The 23,888-nt window shown below is 51.6% G+C and carries 2 protein-coding genes (1 of these 2 cut by a window edge); both read right to left on the bottom strand.

Going from position 1 to position 23,888, the window contains the following annotated elements:
- Positions 1-3: 3 nt before the first annotated feature.
- Positions 4-423, bottom strand: a complete 420-nt coding sequence (locus BA1DRAFT_RS02530) for a DUF1795 domain-containing protein (protein ID WP_036775859.1) — start codon at positions 421-423, stop codon at positions 4-6.
- Between the two features lie 2,297 nt (positions 424-2,720).
- Positions 2,721-23,888: the 3' portion of a non-ribosomal peptide synthase/polyketide synthase gene (locus BA1DRAFT_RS02525; RefSeq protein ID WP_036775858.1), read on the bottom strand. The gene runs 15,228 nt beyond the window's last position; only the last 21,168 of its 36,396 coding nucleotides appear in the window; its start codon lies beyond the right edge, outside the window; the stop codon is at positions 2,721-2,723.

Below are 23,888 nucleotides of genomic sequence, written 5' to 3'. Positions count from 1 at the left end.
TCATCAGGCCGCCTGAAAACTGTGGACAATGGCCAGCAGAGCATCACGCTGGCCGTCTTCAAAAGGCGCGGGGGAGGTCAGGTTGAAGGTCAGCAGCAGCGGCCCCCGGATTTGCAGTATTACGGTCTGGTACATGTCGCCTTCCGGGCTTTTCCACTGGTAATCCAGACGGCGGGCGGGTTGCTGGCTGAGGGTGATTTCGCTGCGCTGATGCTCCTGGTACCCGGGCAGATGGGTGCAAAACTGTGCCAGGGTCTGTTCATAGTAAGCGGGGTTATCCGTGCCGGCGGGGACCGGGGTGCGGCTGACCACCAGATTGATGCCGCTGTCGTCCGGCAGCACAAATACATTCATGGATTCATCCCGCCAGTTGTCCGGGATAGCCAGTGAGCCTTCATTCATCTGATAGGTGGTGTTTTCCATGCTTTTTCCGTTGTTGATTGAAACAGGTTGTCATGTTCCAGTGAACTTACCTGGCGTGGTCAGATAATAACGATCAGATAACAAGGTTAACTGAACGTATTATCAGGTCAGGGGAGCAGCTCATAAGCTGCCCCAAAGGTTAAAGCGCCTCGGGCAAGTTATGTCAGAACGATGAAAGCGCTGGCAGTCTGTGGCTGACAGTCTTATTGATAACCTGTATGAACAGGCAACGTCGGGGATATGCTATTGCTGTTTAAGCGTCTGGTTAAGATAACTAATTAAACAGTTCATTTGTTTAATATCCAGTCAGGAACATATAACAAAAAACTTATGTTGTCCCGTCTGTTTGTATGATGACCATTTGATTAACTTAATAAATGTGACATAAATCGCAAATCCTTTAACCCGCTACGTTCACCCAACATCCGAATTTTATTAAACGAAAGCAACGGATACCGTATTAGGCTGTATTTACTTTTAACGCTTCGATTATCACGGTGGAGTTTTCATTAATCATAAAACGAAAAAAGGTGTACTGACCGTTTTCATGGCCATTAAACTCTTTTTTATCGCATTTTGCTACAATCCGGCGGGGTTTTAACGCTGTTTTACTGTCTTTAACATTTCGTTTTAGCGCTTTTTATTGACTTCGTAACGTTAAGATTCACTCAGATTAAATCATGTGCTTTGTCGTTTTTTATGTGATTTGAAAGCAAAGCGTGTCAGAAGTTTTCACTCATTCAGGCAAGATGAGATACGCTTTATCCGCATATGATAAAACCGTTATTAAAAAGGCGTTTAGGGTTTGTCAGTGTCGTTTTAACCTCGGGAAAAAGTAGTCAGTGTGTTATGAAAAAACAGCTGAAAATTTAATCATTAACGGTAAAAATAGGTGATTAAGGCTTTTTAAAAATAGGTAGAAAATTCGCTGCTATATTGATATTGGCAAAGAAAACATTCGGAAAAACCAGTCTTGAATTGATTAACACAGTGACCGCATTAATCCAATAATAAGAGTGAAAATATTTAACCGGATTAACCGAATTAAGCTAATGTGCTTAAGTAAGCGGTTTTACATGGGCTGTAAGGGGTTTACGAAAAACAGAGACAATCATTAAAGAAAATTGATAAACCTTTAGATTGATTAGATTAGCATTATTAAACATGATGAAATCATCAGGCATTGAGTTTAAATATTATTATCATCCCGGTTATCTGCTCGGGTTTTAAAGTTGAAGAATTAAATACAGGGAAAAGAGAAAACTTAAACATCAGTTTAATGGAAACGGGGAAGTTAACTACGTATCAGGAAACGAAAGAACATTAGGTTGATAAAAACTGCTTAATCAAAACCATCTATTAGATGCATTTTTGCTTTAAAAAATAGGAAAAACCCAGGAATGATGGTTGTTTTACCGATGCCATTTTTTTTAACGTGATTAACTTTCTCTTTTTACTTGTATTTCCAGTTATTAGTGAATGCAAGCGTTTTTTATCGCTTATTAATTCATCTGGGGATTTAAAAAGTAGCTCTCCCATTAATGCCCGCTTTTTAAAAAGTACAGCGTGAATAAAGAGATTTATTCCCTGCTATAATGATTTAAAAGTGAGTATACAGCGAGATTAAAGATTTATCTAAAAGGAAAATATGGGTTTAACGCAATAGAGACCTTTTTTATAAGGACGGTGAATCGCTGGTATAACTATTAACAGAGAGTTGAAAAGAAATCAGCAGGTAAAATAATGTTATTCGGCATGTTGATATTAACGTGTTTTCTCCCTGTTATTTTATTCAGCAGGTTATAAACATAACGCAATAAAAAAGGGTAAAACGGTTAATGTGGCAGGATTTAACTTCTAAACAGCGCGTTGATTATCCGAAAAAACATAAGGAGGTATCTTTAATACCATCAGGCCATTTACAGGCATAATTTATGCGAAAAGATAACCTATAGAAATCGCTCAGGATTGAGCGTAAACAACCTCAGCAAAGATAAAAAGCGGGTACGATTAATGTTTATTAAATGTAAAATACGATATGCCATGATGATTAAACTGAATAAAAATCAGATAATAAAAGTGATAAAAACAGCGGTTAAAACCTGATAACGATTAAAATCGGAGGTTAAAACAAGGGTTTTTAATAACCGTTTAAAACCTGCCCGTCATAAAGCTATCAGTGAAAAGCTCTGTTAACTTGGGAAAAAGAATAAGTAAAAAAATAATCCGGTATAAAAAACATATACCGGATTATCATATCAAGGTTAAGTTATTTAAAACGCCTGACTATATCTGTATTACGATGTCTCCTCATCACAACTGATTTCCAACGCCCTATTCAAAGCCTGAGCTAAAACAGTTTTATTCTCATCATCCTCCAATAAACTAAAATGGTTACCCGGTATCGCAATCAGCTCAAGCGAGGTATCAGCTATTATCTGCGCCCAACCCAATGACGGTTCCATGTTCACTGACTCCGGTGTTTCATCCTCCATAAAAGAAATAGCGGGAGAAGGCTCTACCGCATAGAACTGATGCAGCGTTATTGCTAATGCTGGCGGCTCATAGTTCGCAACTATTTGCGCGTAATGTTCGATCTGCTCCCAACGTTTTGCGATCACATCAGCATGCAGATTTGCAGGATATAACGCCAATTCTTGTGCCGCTTCAATAAACTGCACAAAATTCAACTCATCGATTCGCCGGTATAACGCCGCAATCTCTTCCGCGTACTCCTCCCCTGTCTGTCGAGCCAGTTCAATAAAGAACCGATATTTAGGTTGTATGATCTGTTCCCCTAAATAATGAGGCGCAGGCACATCAATCAATCCCAGGAAATTGACCACTTCATCCGCATTCAAAAGCTGCTGAGCAATAGCATAAGCCAATATTCCACCAGAAGAGTAACCACATAGCCGATAAGGTCCTTCCGGTTGAACAGCCTTTATCAAGGTGATCATTCTCGCCGCCTGCCGCTCCATTGTCGCCATCGGTTTTTCATTAATAGACGGCCAAGGCAGCGCATAAATCGGGTGGTCCGATGGAATATGTCGAGCCAGCCCGAAGACATAGGAGTAATCACCCATGCCACTGGGCACAAAGAACAGTGGCAACCCTGTCCCATCAAGTCGTACCGATATGGCGCTGTTTTGCGGCTGAGACAACAGATCTGAGGTAATTTTCGCAGCCAGTTCAGTCAGCACTGGGAATTGGAACACAGCATTCAATGTGCAAACCAAACCCCGACCGGCGGCAAGATTTATCATTCGCATGGCAAGCAGTGAATGGCCGCCCAACGTGAAGAAGTTGTCATGCCGACTTATTTGTTCAACCCCCAGCAACTCACGCCAGATAGCCGCCAATGCGATTTCCGTTTCCCCTTGCGGCGCTTCATAACTCTGACGGGCAAACGCCTCATTGTCGGGAGCCGGCAAGGCCCGACGGTCCAATTTACCGTTCGGCGTTAGCGGAAAAGCATCCAGACGCACAAAAGCTGACGGCACCATATAGTCAGGTAAAGTGACACTCAAGTGGGTACGCAGGTTATTGGTCAGCCCCTCATCCGCTGGTACCACGACATAAGCAACCAGCCGTTTGTCCTGCCCATCCCCCAGCGCCAACACCGTCGCCTCACGCACCCCCGGATGCTCTATCAGACGTGTTTCAATTTCCCCCGGTTCAATGCGGAAACCACGGACTTTAACCTGCTGGTCGTTGCGGCCCAGGAATTCCAGGTTGCCATCCGGCAGGTAGCGGGCTAAATCCCCGGTACGGTACATACGGGCATCCGGTCGATCACTAAATGGATCAACCAGGAAACGTTCAGCGGTCAATTCCGGCCGATTCAGGTAGCCACGAGCGACAGCGACTCCCCCAATGTAAAGTTCACCCGTGACACCCATTGGGACAGGTTCCCCGTGGGCATCAAGAATATAAATTTGGGTATTGGATATTGGGCGGCCAATCGGTACGTTATCAGCAAAACAGCTCGGGTGATTGACATCAAACACGGTACAACCCACGACGGTTTCGGTTGGGCCGTACTCGTTGATGATGCGTGATCCAGGCGATAATGTTCGCCAAAGTGCAATAATGGAACCGGGCAGTGCCTCTCCACCCACGATAAAGCAGTGAGCAGGACATTTTCGTCCTTCGGTTTTCAATTTCTGCCCCATTGCCGAAAGATGACCGGGAGTAATTTTAACCAAAGCACCCGATTCCATTGATAACAACGCGGGAAGCAATTCAACCAGCTCCTGCCCGTCACGGAGCAAATGGATCTTGCCGCCACAGAATAAAGGCAGGTAAAGACTCGTGACCGTGGCATCAAAGGCTATCGATGACGAAACGATACTATCGAATTGCCTTTCAGTGAGGTAATCACTCCGCGCCCATAGCAGGTAGTTGCAGACACCACGATGTTCCAGCATCACGCCTTTCGGTGTTCCTGTCGAACCCGAGGTATAAATGACATACGCCAGATGTCGTGAAGTGAGTGCCAGTATCTGCGGGTTGTCATCCCGCTGGTTGAACAATGCATTTGGGTCAAGTACGGTGCATTCTGCCAGTGCCTTCTCACCCAACGCAGCACGCCCGACTTTATCCGCCAGCAAAATAATCGGAGCGGCATCAGTCAGAATATGTGCCAAACGCTCCCCAGTATAAACCGGGTCCAACGGCACATAGGCGCCACCGGCTTTCAGTATTGCCAATATTCCCACCACCATTGCCGGTGAACGTGACACGCAAATCGCTACCCGTTGGTCCGGCTCGACGCCCAGAGCAATAAGTTGATGGGCCAGCCGGTTAGCACGGGCATTTAATTCCGCATAACTGAGGGTTTGATCTTCATACACCAATGCTATCGCATCCGGGGTTTGCTCCACTTGTTGTTCAAACAATTGATGAATACACAATGCCTCAGGATACGCGGTTTCCGTCGCGTTCCAGTTTTTCAACAACAGTGTACGCTCCGCTTCCGGCAGAATATTCAATGTCCGTACCGGTGTTTCCGGGGTCTGTTCCAATGCTTTCGCCAGACTCTCCAGTGCCTGCTGCATATAACTGCATACTCGTTCCGGTTCAAACGGCTGAGCAACTTGGACGGTTAACCCCAAGGATTCGCCAAAATCCTCCACCGACAGCACTAATGGATAATTGGTTCGCTCCTGCATATCAAGGAATTCAATGCCGTTTACAAGTTCATCCAACGTTGTCGAAAATGCATTGTGTCGATAGTTCAGCAAGCTGCTAAAGAGGGGAATCTCTCCCCGCACACCACTGCAACGCTGGGCCAACGCCAGTGACGCATGTTCATGCGCCAGTAATCCGGCCAGTCGGGTATGGGCGGCCAGCACACTCTCCCGTACCGGCGTATCATCGATGTCCAGCCGCAGCGGCAAGGTATTGATAAACAGCCCCATGCCATTGTCGGCGCCTTCACCTGCCTGCATCCGCCCAAACAGCACGGTACCGAACACCACTTGCTCCTGATCGCTGGTACGCGACAACACCTGTGCCCAAGCCAGATGGCACAAGGCCGCCAGACTGACCCCCAAACGCCGGGCCTGACCACGCAGACGGTCATTCAGTTCAGGCGCCAGCATCCAGTGGGATTCCGTTACCTGTGAACCATCACGATGCACCTCCGTCAATCCGAATGGCAGCGTGGGTTCGTCCACTTCCGCCAACATTTCAGTAAAGAAGCGGGTATGTTCCTCCTGACTCATTCCCAACCGGGCCTCAGCCACTAAATTACGGAAAGAGACTGGGGAAGTCAGACTCTCCTCCCGTTCGGTAAGATACGCCTGAACCTCACTGTTCATCACATCCAGCGTGGTATGGTCGCCAATCAGATGATGCAGCAATTGCAGTACCACCCAACGACCATCACTCTCCTGCGCCACCACAAACCGCAACAATGGCGCTTGATCCAACTCAAGACGATAATGACGGGGATTAAAACGTTGAATCAGCTGATCACAAATCGGCCCATCCGCCGGGTCTAGCGTCAATTCAGTAACCGATAAAGGCGCCTGACGCCAGACGACCTGAGCCGGCACAGACAACTCTTGCCAGATAAAGGCGGTACGCAAAATATCGTGGCGATCAACAACTTGTTGTACCGCTGCCAGATAACGGTCCAGTAGAGTCCGATCAGCAAAGACCATCTGACCGGCTAACAAATAAGGGTCCCCTTCGTTTGCCAGTAAGTGGTGGAACAAAATACCGTCCTGCAACGGCGACAGGGCATAGATATCCTGAATGTTGCTTACTCCGCCCGGCACCTGTCTGACGATGCGGTCAATGTCAGCCTGAGTCAAATCAATCAGCGGCAACATCGCCGGCGTCAGGGCCGTAGTTGCCGAAGTGATGACGTTAGGCGGCACTATCACAGCCTGATGCTGTCCCAATGTTTTCGCCAAGTCTGACAGCACCGGCGATTGGAACAGATCACGCGCCGTCAGCGTCAATCCTAGGTGACGCAGGCGTTCAACCATCCGTATCGCAAGCAGCGAATGACCACCCAAGGCAAAAAAGCTGTCGTACCGGCTGACCTGCTCAATCCCCAGTAATTCACGCCAGATAGCCGCCAACGCTATTTCTGTTTCTCCCTGAGGAGCGGCGTAAACTTGGTGGACAAAGGCGTCATTGTCCGGTTCCGGCAACGCTTGATGATCCAATTTACCGTTCGGCGTTAGCGGAAACGCATCCAGTCGTACAAAGGCCGACGGCACCATATAGTCAGGCAAAATGGCGCTTAGATGGGCACGCAAGATACTCGCCAGTCCGTCACGGGCTTCCGCCGCCACATAGGCCACCAGCCGTTTCTCCTGCCCTTCACCTCGTACCAATACCGCCGCCTCACGCACCGTTGGGTACTCTGCTAACCGGGCCTCAATTTCCTCTGGCTCAATGCGGAAACCGCGGATTTTAACCTGCTGATCATTGCGGCCCAGGAATTCCAGATTGCCATCCGGTAGATAGCGGGCTAAATCCCCGGTGCGGTACAGGCGGGCATCTGGGTTATCACTGAATGGATCAATAAGGAAACGTTCAGCGGTCAATTCTGGCCGATTAAGATAGCCACAGGCCACGCCATCTCCCCCGATATAAATCTCACCGACCACGCCTAACGGCGCCGGCTGACCATACGCGTCCAACAGATAAACCCGCGTGTTGGCTACCGGTCGACCGATAGGAACGCGAGCGGCTCCCGACGCTAATGCAGTGATACGGTATGTTGCCGTAAAAGTGGTGCCTTCACTCGGTCCATAGCCATTTAATAGCTGTTGTGGCGGACTGGTGTTCAGTACCTGGCCGATAACATGGGGATCAAGGGCATCTCCGCCGACAATCAGCAGCTTTATCTGTGGAAGAACCGGAGACAGCTCCGTCGCTAACTGGTTAAACAATCCGACGCTCAACCACAGAACCGTGATTCGTTGAATTTGTAGATCTTGTACAAATGCCTGCGGCGTCAACAAAGTGGCATGATCGATAACCACTAACGCGCCGCCATTGAGCAACGGCGCCCAAACTTCAAAGGTGCTGGCATCGAAAGCCGGATTGGCGGCAAAGGCTACCCGATCATCCGGCACGATTTCAGCATAGCCATTATTGATAACCAGCCGGACCACCGCACGATGCGGCACCAAGACGCCTTTAGGCATCCCGGTAGAACCGGAGGTGTACATGATATACGCTAATTCGGCGCTGGAACGCGGTAAGTCAAGGTTAAAGCGATCTTCTTCGCAGCCCGTATCTATTTCATCCGCGAGACGAAGCAGCGGCACAGTCAAGTTAGCCGGAATACCCGTCCGCATATCGGTAAGCAACAACTTGGCTGAACAATCACTGATCAGCCAGTTTTTCCGCTCATCCGGCACACTGGGATCTATCGGCACGTAAACGGCGCCGGCTTTAAGAATCGCCAATTGAGCCACTACCAGTTCCATCGAACGCGCTAGCAGGAGCGCAATATGATCACCGGGACAAACTCCTTGTTCGATCAGTTGACGAGCCAGCCGGTTAGCACGGCTATTTAATTCGGCATAACTGAGGGTTTGCTCTTCATACACTAATGCTATCGCATCAGGCGTTTTCTCCACCTGTTGCTCAAACAACTGATGGATACATAACTTCTCAGGATAGGCGGTTTCCGTGGCGTTCCAAGTTTCCAACAACAACCTACGCTCCGCCGGGGACAAGATATCAATTTCTCCGACCGGCTGTTGAGAGTCAGCCACCATCGCTTGCAATACTGCATACAGATATCCTACCTGCCGCTCCATTGTCGATGGATCAAACAGGGCGGCGGCAAAATTCAACTCCCCAACAATCCTGCCCTCCTCCTCTGACAAGCTCAGTTCAAGATCAAACTTGACAACATCAACGGCTTGATTGACCGGCGACACCGCCAGACCCGGTAATCCCCACTCCGTGTTCTCATTGTTCTGCCAGACAAACATTACCTGGAACAATGGGGTATGCGCCAGTCGGCGCGGCGGTTGCACAATTTCCACCACCTGTTCAAACGGTAAATCCTGATGCTCCTGTGCCGCCAATGCGGTTTGCCGAACTCGCGCCAGTAATTCCGTCACCGTCAGTTCACCCGATAAATCCATGCGCAACGCTAACGTATTGACAAAGAAACCAATCAACGGCTCTACTTCCTGACGATTGCGACCCGCACTCGGGGTGCCAATCACCACATCTTCCTGACCTGACAAGCGCGATAGAACCACCGCCCAGGCTGACAACAGCGTCATAAATAAGGTGACGCCGTGCTGTTCACTCAGGCGCTTAAGGGTGGTCGTTAACGCCGCATCCAGGTTAATCGGCACGGACTGCCCAACAAACGACTGCTCCGGCGGTCGAGGCCGATCTGTCGGCAAATCTAGCAAGACTGGCGCATCAGCCAACATTGTCCGCCAATAGTCTGACTGAACCTGAATACGTTCAGCCGATAACCACTGACGTTGCCAGGCGGCGTAATCCGGGTATTGAATCGCCAATGGCGGCAATGGATCGGATTGCCCATCCATAAACGCCGTATAGAGTGTGTTCAGCTCCTGTATCAGCACATTGGCAGACCAGCCATCGGAAATTATGTGATGCAGGGTCAGCAAAAATTGATATTCGTCATCGGTGATACGGATGAGCGCCGCGCGAATAAGCGGGCCGCTTTCAAGGTCAAATGACGCATGGGCTTCCTCTACGCTCAAACTCTCAAGAACAACATCAGCATCCGGTATCCCGCGCAGGTCATATTGAGATAATAGTAAGCCGCTATCCGGCTCCAACAGATGTACTTGTGGCTGACCATCTACAGAGACAAAAACCGAACGTAACGCTTCATGGCGGTCAAATAAGGTATCCAGCGCTTTTTGCCAAGCCATGACATCCAATTGTCCACTTAAACGCAGAGCCATCGGGATATGATAAGTTTCACTGACGCCCTCAAGCTGTGCCAGGAACCACAGGCGCTGTTGAGCAAATGACAACGGTAACGCCCCATCACGGGATATCGGCAAGATATTATCCGGTTGACCGGGCCGGGCCTTCATAACCTCAGCAAACGCCCTTAACGAAGGAGACTTAAACAAGGTCGTTAGCGGCAGTTCGATACCCAAAGCCGCTACCCGGTTCATCACCCGCACCGCCAGCAACGAATGGCCGCCCAGAGCAAAGAAATTGTCATACCGGCTGATCTGTTCAACACCTAAGACTTCACGCCAAATCGCCGCCAGAGCCATTTCCGTTTCTCCCTGTGGCGCTTCGTAAATCTGACGGGCAACGGCTTCATTGTCTGGCGCCGGTAACGCTTGACGATCCAATTTACCGTTCGGCGTTAACGGAAACGCATCCAGCCGCACAAAGGCCGACGGCACCATGTAGTCAGGCAACTGAACGCTCAGATGTTCGCGTAAACGGTTAATCAACCCCTCATCGGCTTCCGCTACCACATAAGCCACCAGCCGTTTTTCCTGCCCTTCCCCTTGCGCCAATACCACAGATTCACTCACCGCCGGGTGTTCCACCAACCGGGATTCAATTTCCCCCGGTTCAATACGGAAGCCGCGGATTTTAACCTGCTGGTCGTTACGGCCAAGGAATTCCAGATTACCATCCGACAAATAACGGGCTAAATCCCCGGTGCGGTACATACGGGCATCCGGCATATCACTAAATGGATCAATCAGGAAACGTTCCGTCGTCAAGTCTGGACGATTGAGGTAGCCACGCGCCACTCCCGCCCCACCGATATAAATTTCCCCCACTACGCCCAACGGCACCGGTTGACTATACTCGTCCAGTAAATAAAGACGGGTGTTGGCTATCGGACGGCCGATACTTTCAATAATCCGGTCGCCTCGCTGTATTGGCAACCAGGCAGAATAGGTCGTCGTTTCAGAAGGTCCATAGAGATTACACAACCGCTGTATTTGTGTTTCTGCGAAAATCTGTTCAATTAAGGCGCCTTTGAGCGGTTCCCCCGCCAGATTGACAGTATGAACCGACGCCATCAGCGCCTGAGCCTGCAATAACGGTTTCATTGCTGACGGGACTGAGTTGATCAAAGTCACCGGCAGGGCATGCTGCATCAATGACAAGGCACCCTCTACCAGATGAATCGCCGCGCCACGAGACAACGGCATAAAACATTCGAAAATGGACAGGTCGAAACTCATCGACGTCGAGAAAAGCACCTCGTGGATCTCTTCCGTCTCAAAGGCCCGCTGCGCCCAGTACAGGAAGTTAACCGCATTGCGGTGCTCAATCATCACCCCTTTGGGCACCCCCGTGGAGCCGGAGGTGTAAATCACATAGGCCAGATGCCGGGAAGTCAGCGCAGGCACCCGTGGATTATTGTCCGGCTGATCAGGCAGAGTATTCGGGTTCAGTACTGTCAGTTTGGTCAGCACTTCCTCACCCAGTACAGCCCTGCCAGCTTCATCTGCCAACACCACCATTGGGGCAGCATCATGCAGGACATGTGTCAGACGCCCGCCAGGATAAGCCGGGTCTAGCGGCACATAGGCTCCGCCCGCTTTCATCACCGCCAGCAATCCCACTACCATTGCCGGTAAACGCGCCACACAAATCGCTACCCGTTGGTCAGGTGCGACGCCCAGTGCGATAAGTTGATGGGCCAGACGGTTGGCGCGGGCATTTAATTCGGCATAACTGAGGATTTGTTCTTGATACACTAACGCTGTCGCGTCAGGGGTTTGCTCCACCTGTTGTTCAAACAACTGGTGAACACATAACATCTCAGGATAAACGCTTTCCGTCGCGTTCCAAGTTTCGAGCAACAGCGTACGTTCCGCTTTCGGCAAGATTTCCAATGCCCTAACAGGCATGTCCGGCACTCGCTCAAGGGCATCCACCAGACTTTCCAGCGCTCGCTGCATATAACCGCATAGACTTTCAGGATCAAACGGTTGCACGACCTGAGCCGTCAGCCCCAAGGATTCGCCAAAATCCTCCACTGATAGCATTAATGGATAGTTAGTCCGCTCCTGCCCACCAATAAATTCAATACCGCTGATGATGTCATCCGACGCTGCCAGCAAGGTGTTATGCCGATAGTTCAGCAAGCTATTAAAGAGAGGAATTTCACCTTGCACACCGCTGCAACGCTGGGCCAGCGCTAGCGACGCGTGCTCATGTTCTAATAGTCCGGCTAGTCGAGCATGGGCGGCCTGCACGCTGCTCCGTACTGGGGTTTCATCAATATCCAGCCGCAACGGCAAGGTATTAATAAACAGCCCCATGCTATTATCTGCCCCTTCCCCTGCCTGCATACGCCCAAACAGCACCGTACCAAACACGACATTCTTCTGACCACTGGTACGCGCCAACACCTGCGCCCAAGCCAGATGACACAAGGCCGCCAGACTGACGCCCAGATGTCTCGCCTGATGACGCAAACGGTCATTTAATCCGGCTGGCAACATCCGGTGAACTTCCGCCACTTGCGAACCATCACGACGCACTTCCGTCAAACCAAACGGCAGAGTCGGCTCATCTACCCCCGCTAACATGTCAGTAAAGAAGCGCGTGTGCTCTTCCTGACTCACTCCCAACCGGACCTGAGCCACCAGATTGCGGAACGGTGTCGGCGCAGGCAGATTATCCTCCTGGCCTGTCAGGTACGCCTGCACTTCGCGGTGCATCACCTCCATCGTTTCATGATCGCCGATCAAGTGATGATGCAATTCCAGCAACAACCAACGACCATCGGTTTCCTGAGCGATGACAAAACGCAACAACGGTGCTTCGCTCAGGTCGAGACGATGATGACGCGGATCAAAACGCTGGGTTAACTGCTCGCTGACCGGGCCGTCAGCCGGATTTAATGTCAGTTCCGTCACCGACAATGGGGCCTGACGCCAGACCACTTGCGCCGGGACTGACAATCCCTGCCAGAGAAACGCGGTACGTAGAATATCGTGCCGATCAATGATCTGTTGAACCGCTGCCAGATAACGATCCAACAGCGCTCGGTCAGCAAAAGCCATCTGCCCCGTCAACAGATACGGATCACCTTCATTTGCCAACAGATGGTGGAACAAAATGCCATCCTGCAACGGCGACAGCGCATAGATATCCTGAATATTGGCGATTCCGCCCGGCACCTGCCCGACAATGTGGTCAATGTCAGCCTGGGTTAAATCAATCAGCGGCAACATCGCCGGCGTCAGCACTGTAGTATCTGGTGTAATACCGTTGTCAGGCACCTGAATTTCATTATGCTGAACCAGAGACTGTGCCAAAATACAGAGTGTTGGATGCTGGAATAACGTTTTTACCGATATACTCAGACCGATACGTCGCAATCGTTCAATCATGCGCACAGCAAGCAGCGAATGACCACCCAGCGCAAAGAAGCTATCATGCCGGCTAATCTGCTCAACACCCAGTAACTCACACCAGACAGCCGCCAACATCGTTTCTATCTTCCCTTGCGGGGCTTCATAGATCTGACGGGCAAACGCCTCCTCCCCCGGCGCCGGCAACGCCCGGCGATCCAACTTGCCATTCGGGGTCTGCGGTAAAGTATCCAGCCGCACAAAAGCCGCCGGTACCATATAATCAGGCAAAACGGCACTCAAATGTTCACGCAAACGGACTGCCAACCCTTCATTCGCTTCTGCCGCCACATAGGCGACCAGCCGTTTGCTCTGCTCATCCTCCCACACCAACACTGCCGCCTCTTGCACCGCCGGGTGTTCCTCCAACCGGGTTTCAATTTCTCCCAGCTCAATCCGGAAGCCGCGAATTTTAACCTGATGGTCGTTACGCCCCAGGAATTCCAGGCTGCCATCCGGCAAATAACGGGCCAAATCCCCAGTAACATACATCCGCGCGCCAGATACCGAACTAAAAGGGTCCGGTATAAAACGTTCCGCGCTCAGTTCCGGCTGGTTAAGATAACCCCGCGCCACACCCACGCCGCCAATATACATTTCGCCAACGCCGCCTAACGGGACTAACTGACCGTATTTGTCCAACAGGTAGACACAGGTATTTTTAAGCGGCCGACCGATAGAACAATCATCGGTTGGAGATAAAATCTCCTTACAAGTCGCTGTTACGGTATTTTCCGTCGGACCATAAGCGTTCAATAGTCGGGGTCGGTGGAGTTCTCGCACAAACCAGTCTTGAATGGCGCTCTTTTTGACCGCCTCACCGCCAATGATAATAAGCCGGAGACAATCCGGCAGCGGTAATACATTATCGTCTCTGGCAACCAGTTCGGACCAAAATAACGCCGGTAAAGACAGCACTGTGATACAGTGCTGCCAGGCTAAGGCAATAAACTCCGACATCGACGTCAGCCAACTATCATCACGCATAACCAGCGTAGCTCCGTTGCATAATGTCGAGAAACACTCTTCCACTGAAACGTCAAATGCAAAAGAAGCAAATTGCAACATCCGATCTTGTGCCGTAACCGCATAAGACTCATTAAAACCCAAATGACGCTGATACACCGCCTGATGTTCTACCATCACCCCTTTCGGCTGCCCAGTTGAGCCGGAGGTATAGATGATGTAAATCAGGTGCTGCGGCGTCAACGCAGCTACCGGCGGGTTGCGATCCGACTGATCTGGCAAGGTATTCGGGTCAAGTACCGTCAGCTCGCTCAACGCCTGATCACCCAAGGCTGCCCGTCCAGCCGCATCAGCCAATACCACTGACGGAGTAGTATCATTCAGGATATACGCCAAACGCTCTAGCGGATAAGTTGGGTCCAGCGGCACATAGGCGCCACCGGCTTTCAACACCGCCAACAGCGCCACCACCATCACCGGTGAACGTGACACACAAATCGCCACCGGCTGGTCAGGTACGACACCCAATGCGATAAGCTGATGGGCCAACCGGTTAGCGCGGGCATTTAATTCGGCATAACTGAGGGTTTGCTCCTGATACACCAGCGCCGTGGCCTCCGGGGTTTGCTCCACCTGTTGTTCAAACAATTGATGAATGCATAACGCCTCAGGATAGGCGGTTCTCGTCGCGTTCCAGGTTTCCAGCAATAGCTTGCGCTCCGCCGGGGCCAGAATATCAATTTCTCTGATCGGCTGTTGAGGGTTAACCACCATCGCTTGCAACACCGCATGCAGATATCCCACCTGTCGTTCCATTGTTGCCGAATCAAACAGGGCGGCGGCATAACTCAGCGCCCCAATAATCCTTCCCTCCTCCTCTGCCAGGCCCAGTTCAAGATCAAACTTGACAATATCAAAAGCTTGATAGACCGGTGAGACTGCCAGCCCCGGTAATTCCCATTCCGAGTTCTCATTGTTATGCCAGGCAAACATCACCTGGAATAACGGGGTATGCGCCAGTCGGCGCGGCGGCTGTACGATTTCCACCACCTGTTCAAACGGTAAGTCCTGATGCTCCTGAGCCGTCAATGCGGTTTGCCGAACTCGCGCCAGTAATTCCGTCACGGTCAGCTCGCCTGATAAACCAATACGCAACGCCAACGTATTGACAAAGAAGCCAATCAACGGTTCCACTTCTTGACGACCACGGCCCGCGCTCGGCGTGCCAATCACTACATCTTCCTGACTTGACAAACGTGACAGAACCACCGCCCATGCTGATAACAGCGTCATGAATAAGGTGACGCCCTGCTGCTCACTCAGACGCTTAAGGGCGGTCGTTAATTCAACATCCAGGTTAACCGGCACGGCATCTCCGGCAAACGACTGCTCCGCCGGACGAGGCCGGTCAGTGGGCACATCCAACAGAACCGGCGCGTCAGCCAACATTGCACGCCAATAGTCGGATTGAACCTGAACCCGTTCAGCCGACAACCATTGGCGCTGCCAGGCGGCGTAATCCGGGTATTGAATCGCCAACGGCGGCAACGTATCCGGTTGCCCAGTCACAAACGCCGTATAGAGCGCGTTCAGTTCCTGTATCAGTACATTGCCAGACCAGCCATCAGAAATAATATGATGCTGAGTCAGTAAAAATTGATATTCGTCATCGGTGAGCCGGATGAGCGCCGCGCGAATAAGCGGGCCGCTTTCGAGGTCAAATGACGCATGGGCCTCCTCCGTGCTCAGGCGCTCAAGAACTTCATCAGCATCCGAAACTCCGCGCAGGTCATATTGAGATAACAGTAAGCCGCTATCCGGTTCCAACAGTCGCACTTGCGGCTGACCATCTACAGAAACAAAGACAGAACGTAACGCTTCATGACGGGCAAACAAGGTATCCAGCGCCTTTTGCCAAGCCACGATATCCAGTTGACCAGACAAATGCAGGGACATCGGGATATGATAAGTTTCACTGACGCCCTCAAGCTGCGCCAGGAACCACAGGCGTTGTTGAGCAAATGATAACGGTAATTCCCCTTCACGGGATATCGGCAGGATGGACGGCAGAATAATGTCCGGCTGTCCCATTCGGGCTTGCATGACCTCCGCAAATGCCCGCAACGAAGGGGATTTAAACAGGGTAGCCAGCGGCAGTTCAATACCTAAAGCGGTTACCCGATTCATCACTCGCATCGCCAGTAACGAGTGACCGCCCAAAGCAAAGAAATTGTCATGTCGGCTAATCTGTTCAACCCCCAAGACTTCACGCCAAATCGCTTCCAGCGCCATTTCCATTTCCCCTTGTGGCGCTTCATAAACTTGACGAGCAACAGCTTCACTGTCCGGCGCCGGTAACGCTCGACGATCCAGCTTACCATTCGGCAGTAACGGGAATGCATCCAGCCGCACAAAAGCCGTTGGCACCATATAACCCGGCAATAGGGCGCTCAAGTGAGTACGCAGGCTGTTCACCAACTCGTCATTTGCCTGCGCCTCCACATAGGCAACCAACCGTTTATCCTGCCCATCATCCAGAGCAAGTACCAATGCGCCGCGTACCTCAGGGTGCTCTGTCAGTCGGGCTTCAATTTCCCCCGGTTCAATGCGGAAGCCGCGGATTTTAACCTGCTGGTCGTTACGGCCAACAAATATCAGGTTGCCGTTTGGCAAGTAACGGACCAGATCCCCGGTTCGATACATCCGCGCATCAGGTCTATTGCTAAACGGGTCAGGCAGGAAACGCTCAGCCGTCAATTCTGGTCGGTTCAGGTAGCCACGGGCAACGGCGATTCCCCCAATATAAAGCTCACCAGTGACACCGATTGGGGCAGGTTCCCCACGGGTATCGAGAATATAGATTTGGGTATTGGATATTGGCCGACCAATCGGTACGTTATCAACAAAACGGCTCAGGTGATGGGTATCAAACACCGTACAACCCACGACGGTTTCGGTTGGGCCATACTCGTTAATGATACGTGATCCAGGCGATAATGTTCGCCAGAGTGCAACAATGGAACCGGGTAGCGCCTCTCCGCCCACGATAAAGCAGTAAACAGGGCATTCTTGTCCCGCTGTTTTTAATTCCTGCCCTATTGCTGAAAGATGGCTGGGGGTAATTTTAACCAGAGTACCCGATTCCATTGACAACAGCGCGGGAAGCAGTTCAACCAGCTCCTGCCCGTCACGGATCAAGCGGATCTTGCCGCCACACAGTAAAGGCAGGTAAAGACTGGTGACGGTCGCATCAAAGGCTAACGGTGACGAAACGATACTATCGAATTGGCTTTCAGTGAGGTAATCACTCAGTGCCCATAGCAGGTAGTTGCAGACACCTCGATGTTCCAGCATCACCCCCTTCGGTACCCCCGTCGAACCCGAGGTATAAATGATATACGCCAGATGTCGTGAAGTTAGTTCAGGTAGCCGCGGGTTGTAGTCCGGCTGGTTAAGCCGTGCATTTGGATCAAGTACAGTGAGTTCTGCCAGTGCCTGCTCACCCAATGCGGCGCGTCCGGCTTTATCCGCCAGTAAAATAGTTGGCGCGGCATCAGTCAGAACATACGCCAGACGCTCCACCGGATAGGTTGGGTCCAGCGGTACATAAGCTCCCCCAGCTTTCAATACAGCCAACAATCCCACCACCATTGCCGGTGAGCGTGACACGCAAATCGCTACCCGCTGATCGGGTACGACGCCGAATGCAATAAGCTGATGAGCCAGCCGGTTAGCACGGGCATTCAGCTCCGCGTAACTGAGTGTTTGCTCTTCATAAACCAGTGCCGTGGCATCAGGATTTTTCTCTGCCTGACGCTCGAATAACTGATGAACGCATAACTGTTCAGGATAGGCGGTTTCAGTCTTGTTCCACGTCTCCAGCAACAGCCTCCGTTCCGTTTCAGGTAGAATATTCAGTATCCGTACCGGCGTTTCCGGTGCCTGTTCAAGCACCTCTACCAAACTTTCCAGTGCCTGCTGCATATAACCGCATAGTCTCTCTGGCTCAAACGACTGCACTACCTGAGCAGTCAATCCCAAAGTAGAGCCGCCATCTTCCACCGACAGCACAAACGGATAGTTAGTGCGCTCTTGCCCTCCCAAGAATTCAATGCCCTGCACAGCCTCATGCGGGGCTATCAGATTCGCATTATGCCGGTAGTTCAACAAAGTACTAAAGAGCGGAATATCACCCTGTACACGACTGCAACGCTGAGCCAACACCAGTGACGCATGCTCATGCACCAGCAATCCAGCCAGCCGGGTATGTGTTGTCTGTACACTATCGCGTACCGGGGTATCATCAATATCCAGCCGCAGCGGCAAGGTATTAATAAACAGCCCCATACCACTATCAGCGCCGTCTCCCGCCTGCATACGTCCAAACAGTACAGTGCCGAACACGACTTTCTTCTGACCACTCGTATGCGACAACACCTGAGCCCAGGCCAAATGACACAAGGCCGCCAGACTGACGCCCAAATGTCTCGCCTGATAACGCAAACGGTCATTTAACTCGGCCGGCAACGTCCGGTGGGATTCAGCCACCAGCGAGCCATCGCGATGCACTTCCGTCAGTCCAAACGGCAGGGTCGGTTCATCGACCTCCGCCAGCATGTCAGTAAAGAAGCGAGTATGTTCTTCCTGACTCACCCCCAGTCGAACCTGAGCCACCAGATTGCGGAAAGGCGTCGGCGTAGGCAAGCTGTCCCCTTGATCCGTCAGATAGGCTTGGACTTCGCGGTGCATCACTTCCATCGTTTCATGGTCGCCGATCAAATGATGCTGTAATTCCTGCAACAACCAACGACCATCCGCTTCCTGAGCGATGACAAAGCGCAGCAATGGCGCACGTCTCAAATCGAGACGATACCGACGTGGATCAAAACGGCGGGCCAACTGCTCACTAACCGGACCGTCAGCCGGGTCCAGCACCAGTTCAGTCACTGATAATGGGGCCTGACGCCAGACCACCTGAGCCGGGGCTGACAACCCTTGCCAGATAAAGGAAGTACGTAAAATATCGTGCCGATCAACCGCCAGTTGAATCGCCCCCAGATAACGATCCAACAGCGCCCGGTCAGCAAAGGCCATCTGACCGGTCAACAGATACGGATCACCTTCATTCGCCAGTAGATGGTGGAACAAAATGCCATCCTGCAACGGCGACAGCGCATAGACATCCTGAATATTTTTAAGCCCGCCCGGTATCTGCTCAACGATAAGGTCAATCTCCGTTTGAGTCAGATCGATTAACGGCAGCAGATCCGGTGTCAACGCTACCGTATCCGGTGTAATACGGTTGTCAGGTACCGGGATTTCATCATGTTCAGCCAGAGACTGCGCAAGCACACGGAGTGTTGGATTCTGGAATAGCGCTTGTACCGATATACCCAAACCGATACGCCGCAATCGTTCAATCATCCGCACAACGAGCAATGAATGACCGCCCAGCGCAAAAAAGTTGTCATGTCGGCTAATCTGCTCAATGCCTAGCAACTCACGCCAAACAGCCGCCAGCATCGTCTCTATCTTCCCTTGTGGGGCTTCATAGACCTGACGAGCAAATGCTTCCTCGCCCGATGCCGACAATGCCCGGCGGTCCAGCTTGCCATTCGGGGTCTGCGGGAAAGTATCCAGGCGTACAAAAGCCGCCGGTATCATGTAATCAGGCAAAATAGCACTCAAATGGATACGCAGGCTATTAACCAATTCATCATCTGCTTGCGCCGCCACATACGCCACCAACCGTTTTTCCTGCCCGTCATCCAACGCCAGTACCGCCGCCTCTTGTACCGCCGGGTGTTCCGCCAGTCGGGTTTCAATTTCCCCCAGTTCAATCCTGAATCCCCGAATTTTAACCTGCTCGTCGTTACGGCCCAGAAATTCAAGGTCACCGTCCGGCAGATAGCGGGCCAAATCCCCGGAACGATACATCCGCTCACCAGATAGCCGGCTAAAAGGGTCCGGCATAAAACGTTCCACGCTCAACGCCGGTCGGTTGAGATACCCCCGAGCCACACCCACGCCGCCAATATACATCTCGCCCACGCAACCCGCGGGCACCAATTCGCCATATCTGTCTAGCAGGTAAATACGGGCATTTTTGGCCGGGCGACCGATAGAACGGGCATCGTCCAGGGATAGCACGTCCTTATAGGTCACCGTCACGGTGTTTTCTGTCGGGCCATAACCATTCAATAGCCGGGGCCGGTGGCCTGTCTGTCTAAACCAGTCTTGAATAGCGCTCTTTTTCACCGCCTCACCGCCAATGATGATGAGCCGGAGACAATCCGGCAGCGGTAATCCATTATCTCTGGCCGCCAGCTCAGACCAGAATAGCGTCGGCAGTGACATCATCGTAATACGATATTGTCGGGTTAAGGCAATAAATTCTGGTATCGAAGCCAGCCAGCTATCATCCCGGATAACCAGTGTGGCTCCGTTGCATAATGACGAAAAGAAATCTTCCACTGAAACATCAAACGCAAACGCGGCAAATTGCAGTAGCCGGTCTTGCGCGGTGACCGCATAGGTGTCGTTAAAACCCAGATAACGTTGGTAAATCGCCTGATGTTCCACCATCACCCCTTTCGGCTGCCCGGTGGAGCCGGAGGTGTAAATCACATAGGCCAAATGCTGTGGCGTCAACGCCGGGATCTGCGGGTTGCTGTCGGGCTGGTCAAGTTGGATATTCGGATCAAGTACCGTCACACCTACCAGCGCCTGCTCGCCCAGCGCCGCCCGGCCAGCTTCATCAACCAGCACCACTGACGGCGCACTGTCGCTCAGGATATATGCCAGACGTTCCCGCGGATAAGTCGAATCCAGCGGCACATAAGCCCCACCGGCTTTCAGCACCGCCAGCAATGACACCACCATCATCGGGGAGCGTTCCACACAAATCGCGACCCGCCGGTCCGGTGTGACGCCCAGCGCAATCAGTTGATGAGCCAGTCGGTTAGCACGAATATTCAGTTCCGCATAACTGAGAGTCTGTTGTTGATATTCCAACGCCGTGGCGTGCGGGGCTTGTTCTGCCTGTTGTTCAAACAACTGATGAATACATAATGGATCAGGATAAGGGGTCTCCGTGGCGTTCCAGGTTTCCAGCAATAACGCGCGTTCATCCTCAGGTAGAATGCCGAGTGTCCGTACCGGTGTCTCCGGGGCCGACTCTAGCGCCTCCACTAGATTTTCCAGCGCCTGCCGCATATAGCCGCATACTCGTTCCGGCTCATATGGCTGGACAACTTCAGCCGTTAGCCCCAAAGCATCACCAAAATCTTCCACCGACAAGGAGAACGGATAGTTACTACTCTCTTGCCCACCAAGGAATTCGATACCACTCATGGTTTCATCCGAAACCACCGCCGATGAGTTATGCCGATAGTTCAACAAAGCACTAAAGAGTGGCATTTCACCCTGTACCTTGCTGCAACGCTGAGCTAACGCTAATGAAGCATGCTCATAATCTAACAATTTGGCTAATCGGGAGTGTGCTGCCCGTACACTGTCCTGTACCGGGGTATCATCGATATCCAACCGCAACGGCAAGGTATTAATAAATAACCCCATGCCACTGTCAGCGCCTTCCCCCGCCGCCATGCGCCCAAATAGTACGGTGCCGAACACCACTTTCTCCTGACCACTGGTACGCGACAACACCTGTGCCCAAGCCAAATGACACAACGTTGCCAAACTGACGCCCAGACGTCTGGCCTGGCTACGCAGACGATCATTCAACATCTGAGATAACATTTGGTGTGATTCCGTCATCTGCAAGCCATTACGATGCACCTCCGCCAATCCGAAGGGTAACGTAGATTCATCCACATCAGCCAGCATGTCGGTAAAGAAGCGGATATACTCTGCCTGATCAACCCCCAACCGTGCCTGAGCAATTAAATTACGGAAAGGCACCGGAACCGGCAGGCTATTCTCTTGCCCGATAAGATACGCTTGAATTTCTTGGTTCATGACCTCCATCGTCGTATGGTCGCCAATCAGGTGATGCAGCAATTGCTGTACCATCCAGCGCCCATCAGTCTCCTGCGCCACCACAAACCGCAACAATGGCGCTTGATTCAAGTCAAGACGATAATGACGGGGATTAAAACGTTGAGTCAGTTGTTCACAAATCGGCCCATCCGCCGGGTTCAGCGTCAATTCAGTGACCGATAAAGGCGCCTGACGCCAAACCACTTGAACCGGCACAGATAATCCTTGCCAGATAAAGGCGGTACGCAGGATATCGTGACGTTCAATCACCTGTTTCACTGCCGCTAAATAACGGTCTAGCAAAGCGCGATCAGCAAAAGCCATCTGACTGATCACCAGATAGGGATCACCTTCGCTCGCCAATAAGTGATGGAACAAAATACCGTCCTGCAACGGTGACAAGGCATAAATATCCTGAATATTGGCCATCCCACCCGGCACTTGCCCGACGATACTGTCAATGTCAGCCTGAGTCAGATCTACCAGCGGCAACATTCCCGGCGTAATTGTCGTCGTCGCTGACGTAATGACATTTGGCGGCACCACCACAGCCCGATGCGGCCCCAACGTTTGCGCCAATTCAGACAACACTGGCGACTGAAACAGATCACGTACCGCCAGTGTCAGCCCCAGGTGACGCAGACGTTCAATCATTCGTACTGCCAGCAGAGAATGGCCCCCCAGTGCGAAGAAGCTATCGTGCCGACTGATCTGTTCAATACCTAACAACTCACGCCAGATAGCCGCCAATGTGGTTTCTGTCTCCCCTTGCGGCGCTGCATAAATCTGACGAGCAAAAGCCTCGCCGTCCGGGGCCGGCAAGGCCCGACGATCCAATTTACCGTTCGGCGTTAGCGGAAACGCATCCAGCCGTACAAAGGCCGACGGCACCATATAATCCGGTAAAATAGCGCTTAGGTACGCACGCAGGCTATTCGCCAGCCCCTCATCCGCGGGCGCCACGACATAAGCAACCAGACGCTTATCTCGCTCTTGACCCAATGCCAACACCACCGATTCACTCACCGCTGGGTGTTCTACCAATCGAGCCTCAATTTCACCCGGTTCAATGCGGAAACCGCGGATTTTAACCTGCTGGTCGTTGCGGCCCACAAACACCAAATCCCCTTCCGGCAGGTAACGGGCTAAATCTCCAGTACGATACATACGAGCGCCCGGTTGCTCACTAAACGGATCAATCAGGAAACGTTCCGCCGTCAGCTCCGGGCGATTCAGATAACCCCGTGCGACACCACCCCCTCCAACATACAATTCACCTGTTACCCCTAACGGCACCGGCTGACCGTATTTATCCAATAGATAGAGGGTTAGATCCGGAATGCGCGTACCAATAGGACTGGTTATCTGTTCCACATCATGCGGATTCAGTTCCCGATAAGTCACATGAACCGTCGTCTCCGTGATACCGTACATATTCACCAACCTTGGCGAGGTCTCTTCACGCAGGCGATACCACGGCCGCAACATACCCGGGTCGAGGGCTTCTCCCCCAAAGATGATATAACGCAACTGGTCCGGTAATGGATTGTCAACATAACTGGCAATAAAGGCTTTGAAAGCGCTCGGCGTCTGATTCAACACCGTAATACCGTGCTGACA

This window comes from Photorhabdus aegyptia (assembly GCF_000612035.1).
Taxonomy (GTDB): domain Bacteria; phylum Pseudomonadota; class Gammaproteobacteria; order Enterobacterales; family Enterobacteriaceae; genus Photorhabdus; species Photorhabdus akhurstii.
This window is presented reverse-complemented; position numbering and strand designations above follow the sequence as displayed.

Excerpts from the sequence above, each read along its gene's own strand:
- BA1DRAFT_RS02530 (WP_036775859.1), bottom strand. The coding sequence starts at position 423 with ATGGAAAACACCACCTATCAGATGAATGAAGGCTCACTGGCTATCCCG.